This window comes from Corynebacterium sp. 32222D000AT (assembly GCF_053546955.1).
Genome location: NZ_JBPPVW010000006.1, coordinates 1 through 15,145 on the forward strand (window position 1 = coordinate 1; position 15,145 = coordinate 15,145).

General features: G+C 67.6%; 15 protein-coding genes and 1 pseudogene. 2 read left to right on the forward strand and 14 right to left on the reverse strand.

The window, feature by feature from the left end; genetic code table 11:
• Positions 1-116 precede the first annotated feature (116 nt).
• Positions 117-515 carry a hypothetical protein gene (locus ACEE23_RS04995; protein WP_368519078.1) on the reverse strand — a complete coding sequence of 133 codons (399 nt, stop codon included), beginning with the start codon at positions 513-515 and terminating at the stop codon, positions 117-119.
• Positions 516-551: 36 nt separating this feature from the next.
• Between ACEE23_RS04995 and ACEE23_RS05000 the strand changes: the two genes are divergently transcribed.
• Positions 552-1,763 carry an amidohydrolase gene (locus ACEE23_RS05000; RefSeq protein WP_368519077.1) on the forward strand — a complete coding sequence of 404 codons (1,212 nt, stop codon included), beginning with the start codon at positions 552-554 and terminating at the stop codon, positions 1,761-1,763.
• A gap of 92 nt (positions 1,764-1,855) precedes the next feature.
• Positions 1,856-4,231: a glycogen/starch/alpha-glucan phosphorylase gene (locus ACEE23_RS05005; protein WP_448872364.1), complete on the forward strand. Its 2,376-nt coding sequence runs from the start codon at positions 1,856-1,858 to the stop codon at positions 4,229-4,231.
• A 65-nt stretch (positions 4,232-4,296) separates the two neighbouring features.
• Here the strand turns inward: ACEE23_RS05005 and pyk are convergent, their stop codons facing one another.
• From pyk to ACEE23_RS05070, 13 genes and pseudogenes are all read right to left on the reverse strand, one after another.
• Positions 4,297-5,715 carry a pyruvate kinase gene (gene pyk, locus ACEE23_RS05010; protein ID WP_368533855.1) on the reverse strand — a complete coding sequence of 473 codons (1,419 nt, stop codon included), beginning with the start codon at positions 5,713-5,715 and terminating at the stop codon, positions 4,297-4,299.
• Positions 5,716-5,823: 108 nt separating this feature from the next.
• Positions 5,824-6,717, reverse strand: coding sequence for a prolipoprotein diacylglyceryl transferase (gene lgt / locus ACEE23_RS05015; RefSeq protein WP_448872362.1), 894 nt, complete (start codon positions 6,715-6,717; stop codon positions 5,824-5,826).
• Positions 6,718-6,754: 37 nt separating this feature from the next.
• Positions 6,755-7,585: an indole-3-glycerol phosphate synthase TrpC gene (locus ACEE23_RS05020; protein ID WP_368519073.1), complete on the reverse strand. Its 831-nt coding sequence runs from the start codon at positions 7,583-7,585 to the stop codon at positions 6,755-6,757.
• Positions 7,586-7,696: 111 nt separating this feature from the next.
• The gene (locus tag ACEE23_RS05025) at positions 7,697-8,344 is read right to left on the reverse strand and encodes a TIGR02234 family membrane protein (protein WP_368519072.1); all 648 of its coding nucleotides are present in this window, start codon (positions 8,342-8,344) and stop codon (positions 7,697-7,699) included.
• A gap of 32 nt (positions 8,345-8,376) precedes the next feature.
• A complete protein-coding gene (gene hisI / locus ACEE23_RS05030; RefSeq protein WP_368519411.1) occupies positions 8,377-8,760 on the reverse strand; it encodes a phosphoribosyl-AMP cyclohydrolase in 384 nt (127 codons plus the stop codon).
• Positions 8,761-8,763: 3 nt separating this feature from the next.
• Positions 8,764-9,534, reverse strand: a pseudogene (gene hisF, locus ACEE23_RS05035) (imidazole glycerol phosphate synthase subunit HisF); the annotation flags it as partial.
• Between the two features lie 73 nt (positions 9,535-9,607).
• Positions 9,608-10,384, reverse strand: a complete 777-nt coding sequence (locus tag ACEE23_RS05040) for an inositol monophosphatase family protein (RefSeq protein ID WP_368519410.1) — start codon at positions 10,382-10,384, stop codon at positions 9,608-9,610.
• Positions 10,385-10,438: 54 nt separating this feature from the next.
• Positions 10,439-11,248 (reverse strand): bifunctional 1-(5-phosphoribosyl)-5-((5-phosphoribosylamino)methylideneamino)imidazole-4-carboxamide isomerase/phosphoribosylanthranilate isomerase PriA, encoded by an 810-nt coding sequence (gene priA / locus ACEE23_RS05045; RefSeq protein ID WP_368519071.1) that lies wholly within the window; start codon positions 11,246-11,248, stop codon positions 10,439-10,441.
• A 14-nt stretch (positions 11,249-11,262) separates the two neighbouring features.
• Positions 11,263-11,898 (reverse strand): imidazole glycerol phosphate synthase subunit HisH, encoded by a 636-nt coding sequence (gene hisH, locus ACEE23_RS05050; protein ID WP_368519070.1) that lies wholly within the window; start codon positions 11,896-11,898, stop codon positions 11,263-11,265.
• Positions 11,898-13,241 carry an MFS transporter gene (locus ACEE23_RS05055; RefSeq protein ID WP_448872359.1) on the reverse strand — a complete coding sequence of 448 codons (1,344 nt, stop codon included), beginning with the start codon at positions 13,239-13,241 and terminating at the stop codon, positions 11,898-11,900. Before ACEE23_RS05055 ends, hisH begins: the two co-directional genes overlap by 1 nt.
• Positions 13,242-13,400: a hypothetical protein gene (locus tag ACEE23_RS05060; protein ID WP_448872357.1), complete on the reverse strand. Its 159-nt coding sequence runs from the start codon at positions 13,398-13,400 to the stop codon at positions 13,242-13,244.
• Between the two features lie 10 nt (positions 13,401-13,410).
• The gene (gene hisB, locus ACEE23_RS05065) at positions 13,411-14,022 is read right to left on the reverse strand and encodes an imidazoleglycerol-phosphate dehydratase HisB (protein ID WP_368519067.1); all 612 of its coding nucleotides are present in this window, start codon (positions 14,020-14,022) and stop codon (positions 13,411-13,413) included.
• Entirely contained in the window at positions 14,019-15,140 is a 1,122-nt protein-coding gene (locus tag ACEE23_RS05070) for a histidinol-phosphate transaminase (RefSeq protein ID WP_409338164.1), read from the reverse strand. Before ACEE23_RS05070 ends, hisB begins: the two co-directional genes overlap by 4 nt.
• Positions 15,141-15,145: the final 5 nt, after the last annotated feature.

The following is a 15,145-nucleotide window of genomic DNA, read 5'->3' on the forward strand; positions in this document are numbered from 1 at the left end:
GCCGAGCCGCCCGCCGGCAGCCTCAGCGCCGCGCTGCCGGCGGGCGGCGAGATGCCCGAACGCCTGCGCGCGGCCGGCCAGGCCCTGGCCCGCCAGATCAAGGAACAGCTAGGGGGCTAGCGCTGGATATCCACGGTCCAGGGGAAGATGGCCGGGCGCTCGTGGGCGGTCTCGTCCTCGAGCAGGACGTGGTCTTTCGGCAGCGCGGCGTACGGGGTGAGCAGGCGGGACAGCACCATCGTTAGCTGGTTGATAGAACCGGTCGCCCCCTCGACCGACAGGGCGTAGCGGCGGACCTGGGCGTCGTCGAGGTCGCGGTCTTCGTGCTCGTCGCGGTAGGTCTGACGCAGCTGGTCTTCTACCCCCTCTGCCAGGCGCGGAGTATCATGACGCTTTACACTCGCCTGGGCCAACTGCCCGTTGTCGACGAGCCGGTCCAAGGCTTCGCGGAAGACGTCCTCCACGCGCTCGGCTTGGTGGTCGGGGACGAGAACATCGAACTGAATAAGTGGCATGCAGGTAACCCTACCCAAACTAACGGAGTGAGATCTATGGCTTCCCCCACAAAAAATCCGGAATTCGTGCGCGAGCACGGCGTCGACCTGTCCTGGCAGGAGGATTTTTATCAGGATCTCCACCGCCACCCGGAGCTCTCCCACGAGGAGGAACGCACCGCGGCCCAGATCCGCGCCCGGCTGGAGGGGATGGACTGCGAGGTGGTCGACGGCATCGGCGGCTACGGCATGGTCGCCATCTTCCGCAACGCGGCCACCGACGCCACCCCCACCGCGCTGATGCGCGCCGACTTCGACGCCCTGCCGGTCCGGGAGGCCACCGGCGCGGACTACGCCTCCACCAACGGCGCCATGCACGCCTGCGGGCACGACATGCACGCCACCGCCCTGCTCGGCGTGTGCGCGGTGCTCGACGCCCGGCGCGACGCCTGGTCCGGGACCTTCCTGGCGCTGTTCCAGCCGGCCGAGGAGTCCTCGATGGGGGCGAAATACATGCTGGCCGACGGGCTGACCGATCGCGTGCCGAAGCCGGACGTCTGCTTCGGCCAACACATCATGCCCGGGCCGGCGGGCACGGTGCAGAGCACGCCCGGGCCCATCATGGCCGGCTGCGACAGCCTGCGCATCCGCGTCTTCGGCCGCTCCGCCCACGCCTCCATGCCGCACAACTCCATCGACCCGACCTTCCTGGCGGCGATGATCGTGGTGCGGCTGCAGGGCATCGTCGGCCGCGAGGTGGCCCCGCACGAGTTCTTCGTCATCTCCGTCGGCGAGCTGCACTCCGGCGACAAGAACAACATCATCCCGGCCTCCGCCGAGCTGGTCCTCAACACCCGCTACTACGACCCGCAGGTGGCCGAGCGCGTCTACGCCAGCCTGGAGCGCGTCGTGCGCGCCGAGTGCTGGGCCTCCGGCAGCCCCCAGGATCCGACCTTCGAGTACTACGCCCACGGCGAGGTCACCGACAACGACGCGGGCGTCGATGCCGCCCTCCGTCCCGCCTTCGATGCCGTCTTCGGCGAGCAGTCCGTCACCTCCACGGGCAGCACCGCCTCCGAGGACTTTTGCTATCTCCCGCAGGCCTGGGGCGTGCCCTATTATTTCTGGCACGTCGGCTGCACCCCGGCCGAGCAGCTAGATACCCCGCCGGTCAACCACCAGGCCGACTTCCTGCCCGACTACGCCCCGACCGTTAAGGCCTCCACCCAGGCGGGTCTGACCGCGGTGCTGGCCTATCTGGGCCGCTAAGGCGCCCCGCGCGAAGTCGGGCGGGCCGGGCGACCTTCCGTTACAGTAGGCAGTGTTTTACACGCTCCCTCGACGCGAAGGTGTCTTTGCCCATGGCCTCTCCCACGGATTTTTCCTCTGTCATCCCCGGTCACGTCCGCGCCGCCGCCGGCGTGACCCCTCCTGCCGCCTCTAACCGCAAGTACTGGTCCGGACTCGCCAACGCGGTCATGGACCACATCGCCGCGGACTGGGAGACCACCCGCCGCACTTACGCGCCGGCCCGCCGCCAGCACTATTTCTCCGCCGAATTCCTCCAGGGCCGGGCACTCCTCAACAACCTCACGAACCTGGGCCTGGTCGACGACGCCCGCGCCTACGTCGAGTCCACCGGGCGCGAGCTGGCCGACGTCCTCGAGGCCGAGCACGACGCGGCCCTGGGCAACGGCGGCCTGGGCCGCCTAGCCGCCTGTTTCCTGGACTCCGCGGTCACCCAGAACCTGCCAGTGACCGGCTACGGGCTGCTCTACCGCTACGGCCTGTTCAAGCAGACCTTCGACAACGGCTACCAGGTCGAGAAGCCGGACGCGTGGATGGAAAACGGCTACGACTTCCTGGTCCGCCGCGCCAGCACGCAGCGCCGCATTCACTTCGACGACATGGACGTGCGCGCCATCCCCTACGACCTGCCGATCACCGGCTACGGCACCCGCAACGTGGGAACCCTGCGCCTTTGGAAGTCCGAGCCCATCGACGACTTCGACTACGACGCCTTCAACTCCCAGCGGTTTACCGACGCCATCGTCGAGCGCGAGCGCGTCATGGACATCTGCCGCGTGCTCTACCCCAATGACACGACCTACGAGGGCAAGGTCCTGCGCGTGCGCCAGCAGTACTTCTTCGTCTCCGCCTCCCTGCAGGAGATGGTGGACAACTACCTCGAGCACCACGGCGACGACCTGCGCGGTTTCGCCCGCTACAACTGCATCCAGCTCAACGACACCCACCCGGTGCTGGCCATCCCGGAGCTGCTGCGCATCCTGCTCGACGAGCACCAGATGAGCTGGGACGATGCCTGGAAGGTGGTCACCGAGACCTTCGCCTATACCAACCACACCGTCCTGGCCGAGGCCATGGAAAAGTGGGAGGTTTCAATCTTCCAGCGGCTGTTCTGGCGCATCTGGGAGCTGGTCGCAGAGATCGACCGCCGCTTCCGCGAGGACATGGCCCAGCGCGGCCTGGACCAGGGCACCATCGACTACCTGGCCCCGGTGGCTGACGGCCAGGTCCGCATGGCCTGGATCGCCTGCTACGCCTCCTACTCCATCAACGGCGTGGCGGCCCTGCACACCGAGATCATCAAGGCCGAGACCCTGCGCGACTGGCACGAGATGTACCCCGAGAAGTTCAACAACAAGACCAACGGGGTCACCCCGCGCCGCTGGCTCAAGATGTGCAACCCGCGCCTGGCAGACCTGCTCACCCGGGCCAACGGCTCGGACAGCTGGGTGACCAACCTGGACGAGCTGGCCGGCCTGGCCGGGCTCGCCGACGGCCCGGACGGCGCCGCGCTGCTCGATGAGCTCACGGAGGTCAAGGCCGCCAACAAGCGCGATTTCGCCGAGTGGATTCACCGCCACCAGGGCGCCGAGGTCGACCCGGACTCCCTGTTCGACGTGCAGATTAAGCGCCTGCACGAGTACAAGCGGCAGCTGCTCAACGCGCTCTACATCCTGGACCTGTACTTCCGCATCACCCAGGACGGCGAGGAGCCAACCCCGCGCACCTTCATCTTCGGCGCGAAGGCCGCGCCCGGCTACGTCCGCGCCAAGGAAATCATCAAGCTCATCAACTCCATGGCCGACCTGGTCAACAACGACCCGGCCACCCGGGACATCATCCGTGTGGTCTTCGTGGAAAACTACAACGTCTCCCCCGCCGAGCACATCATCCCGGCCGCCGACGTCTCCGAGCAGATCTCCGTCGCCGGCAAGGAGGCCTCCGGCACCTCCAACATGAAGTTCATGATGAACGGCGCGCTGACACTCGGCACGCTCGACGGCGCCAACGTCGAGATCGTGGACGCGGTCGGCCGCGAGAACGCCTATATCTTCGGCGCCCGCAACGACGAGCTGCCCAGCCTGCGCGAGAACTACAACCCGGGCGCGCTCTACCACGAGGTGCCCGGCCTGGCCCGCGCCCTCGAAGCCCTGACCAACGGCACGCTGGACCGCAACTTCGACGACCTGCGCTCCAGCCTGACCGACGGCTACGGCACCTCCGCCGCCGACACCTACTACGTCCTGGGCGATTTCGCCGACTACCGCGACAAGCGCGACCAGGCGGCCGCCGACTACGCCGACGATCCGCGCGGCTGGGCCCGCAAGTGCTGGCTCAACATCTGCTACTCGGGCCGCTTCTCCGCCGACCGCACCATCCACGACTACGCCACCGAGGTCTGGCACCTCGACTCCCTGCCCATCGACTAGCGGGCCCGGACACACACGAGCGCCCGGCACCAGTTCAGGTGCCGGGCGCTCGCCGTGTCAGTGCCTTAGGAGCGGGTCTCTCCCAGCAGGTGGCACTGGATCATGTTGGTGTTGCCGGAGATTCCCGGAGGGGTACCGGCGACGACGACCATGAGGTCGTTCTCGTCGTAGGCGTCCATGGACAACAGGGCCTCGTCCAGGGCCTCCATCATCTCATCCGTCGAGCCGACCTGCGGGCTCAGGAAGGTCTGCGCGCCCCAGGTCAGCGCCAGCTGGGAACGCACCGCTTGGTTCGGGGTGAAGACCAGCAGGGGCAGCTGCGAGTGCAGGCGGGCCACGCGACGGGCGGTGTCACCCGAGGTGGTAAACGCCACGATTGCCTTCGCGTTGAGGCGCTCGGCGATGTCGCGGGCGGAATAGGAAATCACGCCGCGCTTGGTGCGCGGGACGTGCGCCAGCGGCGGCACGCGCCCGTCGGTTTCCGCGCGGGAGACGATTCGCGCCATGGTGCGCACCACGTTGTGCGGGTCGACGCCGACGGAGGTCTCGCCGGAGAGCATCACCGCGTCCGCGCCGTCCAGCACGGCGTTGGCCACGTCGGAGGCCTCCGCGCGGGTCGGGCGGGAGTTTTCGATCATCGAGTCCAGCATCTGGGTGGCGACGATGACCGGCTTGGCGTTCTCGCGGGCGATCTGGATGGCGCGCTTTTGCACCAGCGGGACCTGCTCCAGCGGGACCTCGACGCCCAGGTCGCCGCGGGCGACCATGATGGCGTCGAAGGCCAGGACGATGGACTCGAGCGCGTCCACGGCCTCCGGCTTCTCCAGCTTGGCGATGACCGGCAGGCGGCGGCCCTCCTCGTCCATCACCTCGTGGACCAGATCCACGTCCGCAGGCGAGCGCACGAAGGACAGGGCGATGAAGTCCACGCCCAGGCGCAGGGCGAAGCGCAGGTCCTCGATGTCCTTTTCGGACAGCGCCGGCACGGAGATGTCCATGCCCGGCAGGGACACGCCCTTGTTGTTGGAGACCGGGCCGCCCTCGGTGACCTCGCAGACGACGTCGTTGCCGTCGACTTCCTTACAGACCAGGGCTACCTTGCCGTCGTCGACGAGCAGGCGGTCGCCGGGCTGGGCATCGTTAGCCAGGCCCTTGTAGGTGGTGGACACGCGGTCGTGGGTGCCCTCGACGTCGTCGATGGTAATCCGGACTACCTCGCCGGTCTCCCAGTAAGTCTCGGTCTCCTTAAAGCGGCCGAGGCGGATCTTCGGGCCCTGGAGATCGGCCAGGATGCCGACCGCGCGGCCGGTCTTATCGGTGGCTTCGCGCACCCAGCGGTAGTTCTGCTCGTGATCGGCGTGGTCGCCGTGGGACATGTTGAGACGGGCAACGTCCATGCCGTCTTCGACCAAGCGGTGAATAGCGTCTTCGCTCGCGACCGCGGGGCCGAGCGTACATACGATTTTGGTTCTTCTATCCAACATTTATCTGTGCCTACTCCTGTAATGGTGACTGCCTAACCATTCCCAACGTACCCCGCCCCCGCGGCGGGTGCCACTGCAAAAACGGAAACAATCCCACAGATTCCCACATTAGGGTTCGGAGCGCTCCTGAGCGGCCGCGGGAAACTTCGGATCCACCTCGTCCGCGGACTCCTGCCCGCGCGGCAGACGGAAGAAGACGATGCAGGCCGCCACGAAGACCACCACGGAAACCAGCACGTTGACACGCACGTCGAAAATCAGCGTGGCCTCGTCCGTGCGCATCTGCTCGATGAAGAAACGGCCAAAAGTATAGCCCATGACGTAGAGGGCGAAGACCCGCCCGTGCCCCAGCTTCCAGGCGCGGTGCGCCCAGAGCAGGAACAGGCACACGGCGACGTTCCACAGCAGCTCGTAGAGGAAGGTCGGGTGGACCGAGGCCATCACCTCGCCCGTGGAGGTGCCACTGACCGGCGCTACCCGGCCGGCCTCGTCGACGCGGTAGTAGATGTCCAGCGCCCACGGAACGTCGGTTTCCGCCCCGTAGAGCTCCTGGTTAAACCAGTTGCCCAGACGGCCGATGCCCTGGGCCAGCACCAGCCCCGGCGCCACCGCGTCCGCGAACGGCCCCAGCGGGATGCCCTTGACCTTGAACATCACCCACAGCGCCACCGCCGCGAGCGCCACCGCGCCCCAAATGCCCAGGCCGCCGTTAGTAATCTTCAGCGCGTCGACCGGATTGCGCTCGGCGCAGAAGTACTTATCGTAATCCGTGATGACGTGATAGAGGCGCCCGCCGACGATGCCGGCGGGGATGACCACGATGGCGGCGTCCCAGACGGTGTCCGGGTTCCCGCCCATCGCGCGGTAACGGCGCAGGGTCATCCACATAGCCACCAGGATGCCGGCGACGATGCACAGCGCGTAGGCGCGGATAGGAATCGGGCCCACGTGCCACACGCCCTGCGGCGGGGACGGGATATTGGCCAAGTTCATAATCTGCACGTACACAGTGTGCCCCAAAGCCCACCCGAATGCGAGATCAGGGGGTCTTGCGCGACGGGCAGGCCGGGTGCTTGCCGGCGGCCACCAAGCTGCGAGCCAGTGCGGTCGGATCCTGGGCGGACATCACCGACTCGCCGACCATCACGGCGTCGGCGCCCTGCGAGGCGTAGCCCAGGAGGTTGCGGGGGTTCTCGACCCCACCGACGGCGATCCGCAGCAGGGACTCGGGCAGGCCCGGCACAATCTCAGCGAAGACCCCACGGTCGATGGCGTCCGAGGACAGCGACCACGCGTTAATGCCCACCACGGTCCCGCCGGCCTGCATGGCCCGGTCCGCGTCCTGGCTGCTGCGGATCTCCAGCAGGGCGACCATGCCGAGCGACTCAATCCGATCCAACAGCGCCTCCAAGCGCGCCTGCTCCAGGAGGGCGACCTGCAAGGGAACGACGTCCGCGCCGAAGCAGCGCGCCTCGTGGATCTGGTAGGGGTCGACGATGATGTCGCGGCAGATCATAGGCACCTCGGTGGCCGCCCGGATAAGGCGCATGTCGTCCAGCGAGCCGCGGAAGCGGCGCCGGTCGGTCTGGCAGGCCATCATCACCACGCCGGCTTCCTGGAAGTCTTGGGCGAGGCGCGCCATGCGCTCGGGGTTGTCCAGCCGGGCGATTTCGCCGAGGTACGGCACCGCGCGCTTGAATTCAGTGATCACCGAGCAACCGTTGGTCAAAAGCGCCGCCTTGGCGTCCCGGGGCGGTTCCATCGAGCGGGATTTCGCCTTGATGTCCTGGAAGGAGACCTTCGCCTCCCGCGCGGCTACGTCTTCGAGGACGCCGGTGACTAGACGGTCAACGGCAATAGGGGTGGGCACCGGGGCACCTCCTCGAAGTAAGCGACAAGGATCACATGCGCAGTCTCACCTAAAGGCTATCCCCTCAAACGTGCCCAGAGGAAATCCAGAGGTACCCCCGATTGGCAAACTTTAGGTTAAACGCCCACGTTGGTTGTCTAAATCGGTGGGGTCAATATCCGCGTCCAGCGCGTCCCACAGCACCCGGCCGCTGTCCGGGGATTCTTCCAGATCCTGGGCCAGCTTCTCCTGCCGCATGGCGGGAGTTTCGTATTTGTTGGAACGCGCGGTGTCCTCGCCCGGGCGGGTGGCCAGCAGCACCGCGCCGAAAAGCGCGACGGCCGCAGCGACCAAGGCGAGCACGGGGCCGGCGGTGTGTGCCGAGGCTTCGGTGATGACGGCCCAGTCCGAAATGGAGGTCACGTCCACCGCCAGGTCATTGTCCTGGCCGGCCTGCAGGATGTCCTGGGCGCGCTGCACGTCCGGGCCGGCGGTCAGCAGCTGCAGTGGCCGCCAGGCCACCGCGGCCGCCGCCACCGCGCAGACGATCGCCACCACCCGGCGGGCCAGCCGCCGCAGCACCAGCCCGGCCAGCGTGCCGGCCAGCAGCAACAGCATGACGGCCATGAGCTCGACCGACCAGTGCGAGCCGAGGATATCCACGACCTGCCCGCCGGACTTGTCGTCCTCTGCGGAGGCCTGGACCCAGCTCATGCGCGACGAGCCCCACAGCCCAATCGCGCCGAGGGCCATGAGCAGCGGGCCAATTCGCTTTCCCACGTCTACTCCCTTCCTGCGGTTACTCAGGGATCCTAGAGTAGTACATCGGCGTCGAAGCAACTGCGATCGCCGGTGTGGCAGGCCCCGCCCTTTTGTCGGACGGTCACCAGGAGGGTGTCGCCGTCGCAGTCGAGCTTGACGCCCAAGACCTCCTGCGTGTTGCCGGAGGTCTTGCCCTTGACCCAGTATTCCTGCCGGGAGCGGGAATAGTACGTGCCCTGGCGGGTGGCCAAGGTGTAGGCCAGCGCGTGATCGTCCATCCAGGCCAGCATCAGCACCTGCCCGTCCTCCGACTGGACGACGGCGGGCACCAGCCCGTCCGCGTTGCGCTTCAGTCGGCTAGCGATGGCCGGGGCCAGCGCGCACTCCGCCGGGCTGGCCGCGGCCGGCTGCGCCTCCGCTTCCGCCGCCGGCACCGGACGGATCGGGTAACCGGCGTTCGCCAGGGCGTCTTTGACCGCGCCGATGGTGGTCTTGCCAAAGTGGAAGATGGAGGCGGCCAGGACCGCGTCCGCGCCGGCGGCGACGGCCGGCGGGAAGTCCTCCGGCGCGCCCGCCCCGCCCGAGGCGATCACCGGCACGTTGACCGCGGCGCGCACGGCGGCGATGAGCTCGGTGTCGAAGCCGCCCTCGGTCCCGTCGCTGTCCATGGAGTTGAGCAGGATCTCGCCGACGCCCAGGTCGGCGGCGGTCCGGGCCCACTCCAGGGCATCGAGGCCGGCGGAGCGGGTGCCGCCGTGCGTGGTGACCTCGAAGCCCGACGGGGCCCAGTCCTGCTGCTGCGCGGTCCGGCGCGCGTCCAGGGAGAGCACGATGCACTGGGAGCCGAAAATCTCCGCCAACTCCCGCAACAGCTCAGGGCGGGCGATGGCCGCGGTGTTGACCGAGACCTTGTCCGCGCCGGCCCGCAGCAGCGCGCGCACGTCCTCGGCGCTGCGCACTCCCCCGCCCACGGTCAGCGGGATGAAGACCTGCTCGGCCGTGCGGCGCACGACATCGATGAGGGTCCCGCGGCCTTCCTTCGACGCGGACACGTCGAGGAAGGTCAGTTCGTCGGCGCCGAGCTGGCCGTAGCGGGCGGCCAGCTCCACCGGGTCGCCGGCGTCGCGGAGGTTTTCAAAATTGACGCCCTTGACCACGCGGCCGTTATCGACGTCGAGGCAGGGAATGACCCGCACAGACAAGGTCACGGGAGCACACTCCTTCGGAATTTTTCTAACAGTGTGTTTTAACAGTGTGTTTACTGGTCTGGTGGCTGCTGTTTTAGTTGTCAGCCTGGTTGGCGCGGATGGAATCCAAGATGGTCGCGTGCACCTGCGGGGTGCCGACCACCATACCGGCCGAATGCACGGACCATTCCTCGCCGTAGGGGTCGGTGACCAGGCCGCCGGCCGAGCGCACAAACAGCGCGCCCGCGGCGTTGTCCCAGGCGTGCGGGGAGAAATTCACCGCGCCGTCGAAGACCCCCTGGGCCACGAAGGCACTGTCCAGCCCCACGGATCCCGTGATGCGCGGGCGCAGACCCTTGCGCTTGAGATCGTTGAAGATGGGCGTTTGCAGGTGCGACGAGCAGCCAACGTGCCCGCGGGCCTCGTCGAAGCCCAGGGCGTCTTCCCCGCCGCCGAAGCCGCTCGGCGGGCCCCCGACGGAACGCAGCGGCGCACCGTCAGCCGCCGCTACCCGCCGGCCCAGCAACGGGAAGTCCGCGACGGCCACGACGGGCTGGTGGTCCTGGACGAGCGCCACCAGGGTGCCGCACAGCGGGTTGCCCGCCGAGTAGTTGGCGGTGCCGTCGATAGGATCGACCACCCAGACGGTCTCGGCCAGCTTGCCGCCGGATTCTTCCCCGTAGACCGGGATGCCGGTCAGCTGGGTCAGGCGCTGGCGCAGGTTGGTCTCGATGGCGATGTCGACCTCGGTGGCGAAATCGCCCTGGCCCTTGAACTGGGCCGGCTTCGCGCCTAGCCCGGTGCGGAAACGATCGGTGGTCTCATCCACGATGGCCTCGGCGAAGGCCAGCAATTCCAGCGGCGATGTCATGACGTACTCACTCATCCTCGGTCGGGGTTTATCCTGCGGTGTTTTGTTTCGGGCTTATCCTCTGTCTTCCGAGGAATCAAGGAGGTCGATGGGGGTCTCTGCCGGCAGCGGTTCGACCTGGGCCACGGCCTTAAGGGCCTCGTCCAGGCGGAAGCGCCCCTCGTAGAGGGCCTTGCCGATGATCGCGGAGTCGATGCCGCGGTTGAAGAAGGTGGCCAGCTCCGTGACATCCTCCAACGCGGAGATGCCCCCGGAGGCCGTCACCGCGGCATCGGTAGCCATGGTCACGTCCTGGAGCAGCTCCAGGTTGGGGCCGGTTAAGGTGCCGTCCTTGGTGACGTCGGTGACCACGAAGCGCTGGCAGCCGGCGGCGTCGAGGCGCTCGAGGACCTCCCAGAGGTCTCCGCCGTCGGACTCCCAGCCGTTGCCGCGGGTGCGCCACTCGCCGGCCTCTTCCCGGACCGCCAGATCGACGGCGATCTTGTCGCCGTATTTGTCGATGACTCGGGCGATCCACTCCGGGTCTTCGAGCGCGGCCGTGCCGATGTTCAGGCGGCGCGCGCCGGTGGCCAGGGCGCGCTCTACCCCGGCGTCGTCGCGGATACCGCCGGTCAGCTCCACGGGGATGTCGAGCTTACCGACGACCTCGGCCATCATCTCGTGGTTGGACCCGCGGTTGAAGGCGGCGTCCAAGTCGACGAAGTGGAGCCACTGCGCGCCTTGCTCCTGCCACTGCAGGGCGGCCGCGAGCGGATCCCCATAAGACTTTTCGGTGCCGGCCTTGCCCTGCTCGAGGCGCACGGCCTGGCCGCCCACGACGTCGACGGCGGGCAGGAGGACGAAGGAATCTGTGTGCTGAGTCATCGTCTACATCCTACCTACAGGGTGCCCATCCAGTTGGACAAAAGCTTCAGCCCGGTCTCCCCCGATTTCTCCGGGTGGAATTGCGTGGCCCACAGGGCGCCGTTTTCTACCGCGGCGACGAAGCGGTCGCCGCCGTGGCTGGCCCACGCCACCGACGGCGGGGTGGTGATTTCGGTTTCCAGCTCCCAGGTCCGCGCGCCGTAGGAATGCACGAAATAAAAGCGCTCCTCCGGATCAATGCCGGCGAACATAGCGCCGTCGCTGTCCCGCTCCACCGTGTTCCACCCCATGTGCGGCAGCACGTCGGCCTGCAGGCGCGTGACCAGGCCGGGCCACTCCCCGCAGCCGGCGGTTTCGATGCCGTGCTCGTTGCCGCCGTCGAAGAGCACCTGCATGCCGACGCAGATGCCCAGCACCGGCCTGGACCCGGCCAACCGCTGGCCGATGATCCGCGGGCCCTGGATGGCACGCAGCCCCTCCATGCACGCGGCGAAGGCGCCCACGCCGGGCACGACGAGGCCGTCGGCTTCCGTGGCCACCTTCGGATCGGCGGTGACCTCGACCCGGGCCCCGGCTGCTTCCAATGCCCGCTGGGCCGACCGGAGGTTCCCGGCCCCGTAATCCAGCAGGGCTACCAATTTCTGCGCCACTAGTCCAGCTCCTTGTTGTTGGTGGTGCGGTTGTCGTTGTTAAGTTCTTCGGTCCTAGACACGGTTCGGCGTTGGTTCTGGGCCGGCGCCCTACGCAGGCGGCGCAGGCGCGTACGGATGTTGTCGAATTCGGCGACGCGGTGCCGGCCGAGGAAGGCATCCAGGCTCGTCATGAGGATGCCGGCCAGGATGATCGCGCCGCCGGCCCCGTACGCACCCGCGTAGCCGTAGCCGGTGACCAGGGCGGCGAGCACGACCGAGCCCAAGCCCGTGCCGGCGTCGTAGAAGATGTTCCACACCGCCGAGGCCTGCGAGATCTTCGAACGCGGCAGGCGGTTGAACATCGAGAGCAGGGCTTCGTTCTGCCCGATACCGAAGGCGATGCCGAAAAAGACCGAGGCCAGCACCATCCACCACACGGACCAGCCATTGACCATGGCGGCCGCCATGAGCAGCATGCCCACGCCGCCGATGAACTGGGCAGGGATGTAGAGGTGGCCGGGCTCGCCCAGCCGGTCGGCGACCACGCCCGCGAACAGGCGGGAGACCATGACGGAACCGCCCACGATGGACAGCATCAGCCCGCCGAGGACCGCGCCGGTGGCCGGGTCGATCTCGCGGACCGAGGCCGGCAGGAAGGAAGAGACCACACCGTAGCTCATCGACAGCGTGGTCAGCGCCAGGGCCGGGACGATGACCAGCTTCCAGGTGGAGGCCCGAGGCGCCTCGGTGGTCTCGGACTCGCCGCCGGTGCGCGGGTGAACGCTGGGCAGGCGCAGGCACATGACCACCGCCAGGCAGGCGATGGCCGCGGCCGTGTAATAGGTCGAGGCGAAGCTGATGTTTTCGGCCATCGCCAGGCCCACCGGCAGGAAGATCATCTGCGATAGACCAATGAACAGGCCCATGGTGCCGGTAGCCTTGCCCAAAAGGCGCAGCGGGACTAGCTCCGCGATGAGCGCGGATTCCGCCACCGTCAGCGCGCCGAAGCCGACGCCGCGCAGCGCCGAAAACAGCAGCACCTGCCAGATCTCCATGCCCAGCAGGTGGCCCAGGGCGGGGATGCCCAGCATGCCGGCGGCCACGGCTATGACCGGGCGGTAGCCGAAGCGGCTGAGCAGCCAAGGCGTAAACATCTGGGTGATGACGGTCGCGGCCATGAACGCACCCGTCGAGCCGCCGGCGAGCGTATTCGACCCGCCGGAATCAAGCACCGCCATGGGCAGCACCGGCAGCAGCAGCGACCACGCGCCGAAGGCAGCCGCCACCGCGACCATGGTCTCCGGGAACCCCGGGACCTTCCACAGACTAACCTTGCCCTGCGTTGCGCCTGCTTCTGCCATCTATTGCATCTCCCCAATCATCCAAATTAACGCGGTAATGGTCGTAATGCCGCCGAGTGCGGCGGCGACGATGGTCCAGAAACGTGAGCCGGATTGGTAGGCCGTCCAGGCCCCGCCCAAAAAGAGGCCACCCAGCAGGAAAAGGATCCAGACCATCATGTACATGCGGCTACAGCGCTCCCTTCGTCGATGGTATGCCGTCCACGCGCGGATCGGATTCTACCGCTTGGCGCAGTGCCCGGGCGACTGCCTTGTACTCGGCCTCCGTGATGTGGTGGGGGTCGCGGCCGTAGCGGACGTTGACGTGCAGGGTGGTCTTGCTGTGGGCGGCAAAGGTTTCAAAAAAGTGCCTATTGATAACCGTAGCGTAGTGGCCCCCAATGATTTGCCATTGGAGGTGCTCCGGCTCCCCGTGCATGACGAAGTAGGCGCGGCCCGACAGATCGACGACGGCCTCGACCAGGGTCTCGTCCATCGGCAAAAGCTGGGAGCCGAAGCGGCGGATGCCGCGCTTGTCCCCTACGGCCTCGGCGAAGGCTTGGCCGAAGACGATGGCGGTGTCCTCGACGGTGTGGTGCGCGTCGACGTCGATGTCGCCTTTCGCGCTCACCTCCAGGTCGAAGCCGCCGTGGGTGGCCACAGCGGTGAGCATGTGGTCGAAAAACGGCAGGCCGGTGTCAATCGTCGACTGGCCCGTGCCGTCGAGGTTCACGCTCACCGTGATGTCGGATTCCTTGGTGCGGCGGGTGACCTTCCCGCGGCGGGGTTCCGGCTGGTTCATGCGTCGCGTCCTTTCTCTGCGTCGGTCTGGTAGTCGGTCAGCTGTGCGGCCGCGGCGAGGAAGGCGTCGTTTTCTTCCGGCAGGCCCACGGTCGCCCGCAGGAAACCGGTCTGGCCCACGTCGCGGATGAGCACCTCGCGGTCGAGGAAGGCCTGCCAGGCGGCGGCCTGATCGCCAAACTCGCCAAAGAAGATGAAGTTCGACTGGCTGTCGACGACCCGGTAGCCCAGCTGGCGCAGGCCGGCGACGACGCGGTCGCGCTCGGCCGCGAGCTTCGCGACGGTCTCCAGGGTCGCCGCGCGGTGGCGCAGCGCCACCAGGGCCGCGGCCTGCGACAGGGCGGACAGGTGGTACGGCAGGCGCACCAGCATGACCGCCTCCACGAAGGCGGGGTCGGCCACGAAATAGCCCAGGCGGCCGCCGGCAAAATCGAAGGCCTTGGACATCGTGCGCGAGACGACCAGCTTCTCCGGGTAGTCGGCCAGCAGGCGCACGGCCGAAGGGCCCTCGGAAAATTCCGCGTAGGCCTCGTCCACGATGACGATGCCCGGCGCGGCCTGGACCAGCTTTTCAATGTCGCCGAGCTCCGTGACGTCGCCGGTCGGGTTGTTCGGCGTGGTCACGAATACCACGTCTGGCTGGTGCTCCGCGATGGCCTTCAGCGCCGCCTCCATATCGATGCGAAAGTCCGCGCCCCGCGGGCATTCCAGGAACTCGGTCTGGGTGCCGGCGGAGAGCACCGGGTGCATGGAATAGGACGGCGTGAAGCCAAGCGCGCTGCGGCCGGGGCCGGCAAAAGCCTGCAGCAGCTGCTGCAGGACCTCGTTGGAGCCGTTTGCCGCCCAGACCTGGGCGGCCGCCACCTGCACGCCGGTGCGCTCGGTGACGTAGTCGGCCAGGGCCTCGCGCAGCTCCACGGCGTCGCGGTCCGGGTAGCGGTTGAGCTGCGGCGCGATCCGGCGGACCTCGCTGACCAGCTCCTCGACCAGCTCGGCGGAGGGCGGGTACGGGTTTTCGTTGGTGTTGAGTTGGTTGGCCACCGTCAGCTGCGGGGCGCCATAGGCGCTGCGCCCGCGCAGCTCAGGGCGCAGGGGAAGGTTTTCCAGGGACAAGGACACGACAA

What these genes read in the sequence shown, in the direction of transcription:
- ACEE23_RS05000 (WP_368519077.1), top strand. Translation starts at nt 552, where the DNA reads ATGGCTTCCCCCACAAAAAATCCGGAATTCGTGCGCGAGCACGGCGTC.
- pyk (WP_368533855.1), bottom strand. Translation starts at nt 5,715, where the DNA reads ATGTTGGATAGAAGAACCAAAATCGTATGTACGCTCGGCCCCGCGGTC.
- ACEE23_RS05060 (WP_448872357.1), bottom strand. Translation starts at nt 13,400, where the DNA reads ATGATGGTCTGGATCCTTTTCCTGCTGGGTGGCCTCTTTTTGGGCGGG.
- ACEE23_RS04995 (WP_368519078.1), bottom strand. Translation starts at nt 515, where the DNA reads ATGCCACTTATTCAGTTCGATGTTCTCGTCCCCGACCACCAAGCCGAG.
- ACEE23_RS05040 (WP_368519410.1), bottom strand. Translation starts at nt 10,384, where the DNA reads ATGACATCGCCGCTGGAATTGCTGGCCTTCGCCGAGGCCATCGTGGAT.
- ACEE23_RS05005 (WP_448872364.1), top strand. Translation starts at nt 1,856, where the DNA reads ATGGCCTCTCCCACGGATTTTTCCTCTGTCATCCCCGGTCACGTCCGC.
- ACEE23_RS05055 (WP_448872359.1), bottom strand. Translation starts at nt 13,241, where the DNA reads ATGGCAGAAGCAGGCGCAACGCAGGGCAAGGTTAGTCTGTGGAAGGTC.
- priA (WP_368519071.1), bottom strand. Translation starts at nt 11,248, where the DNA reads ATGACTCAGCACACAGATTCCTTCGTCCTCCTGCCCGCCGTCGACGTC.
- hisB (WP_368519067.1), bottom strand. Translation starts at nt 14,022, where the DNA reads ATGAACCAGCCGGAACCCCGCCGCGGGAAGGTCACCCGCCGCACCAAG.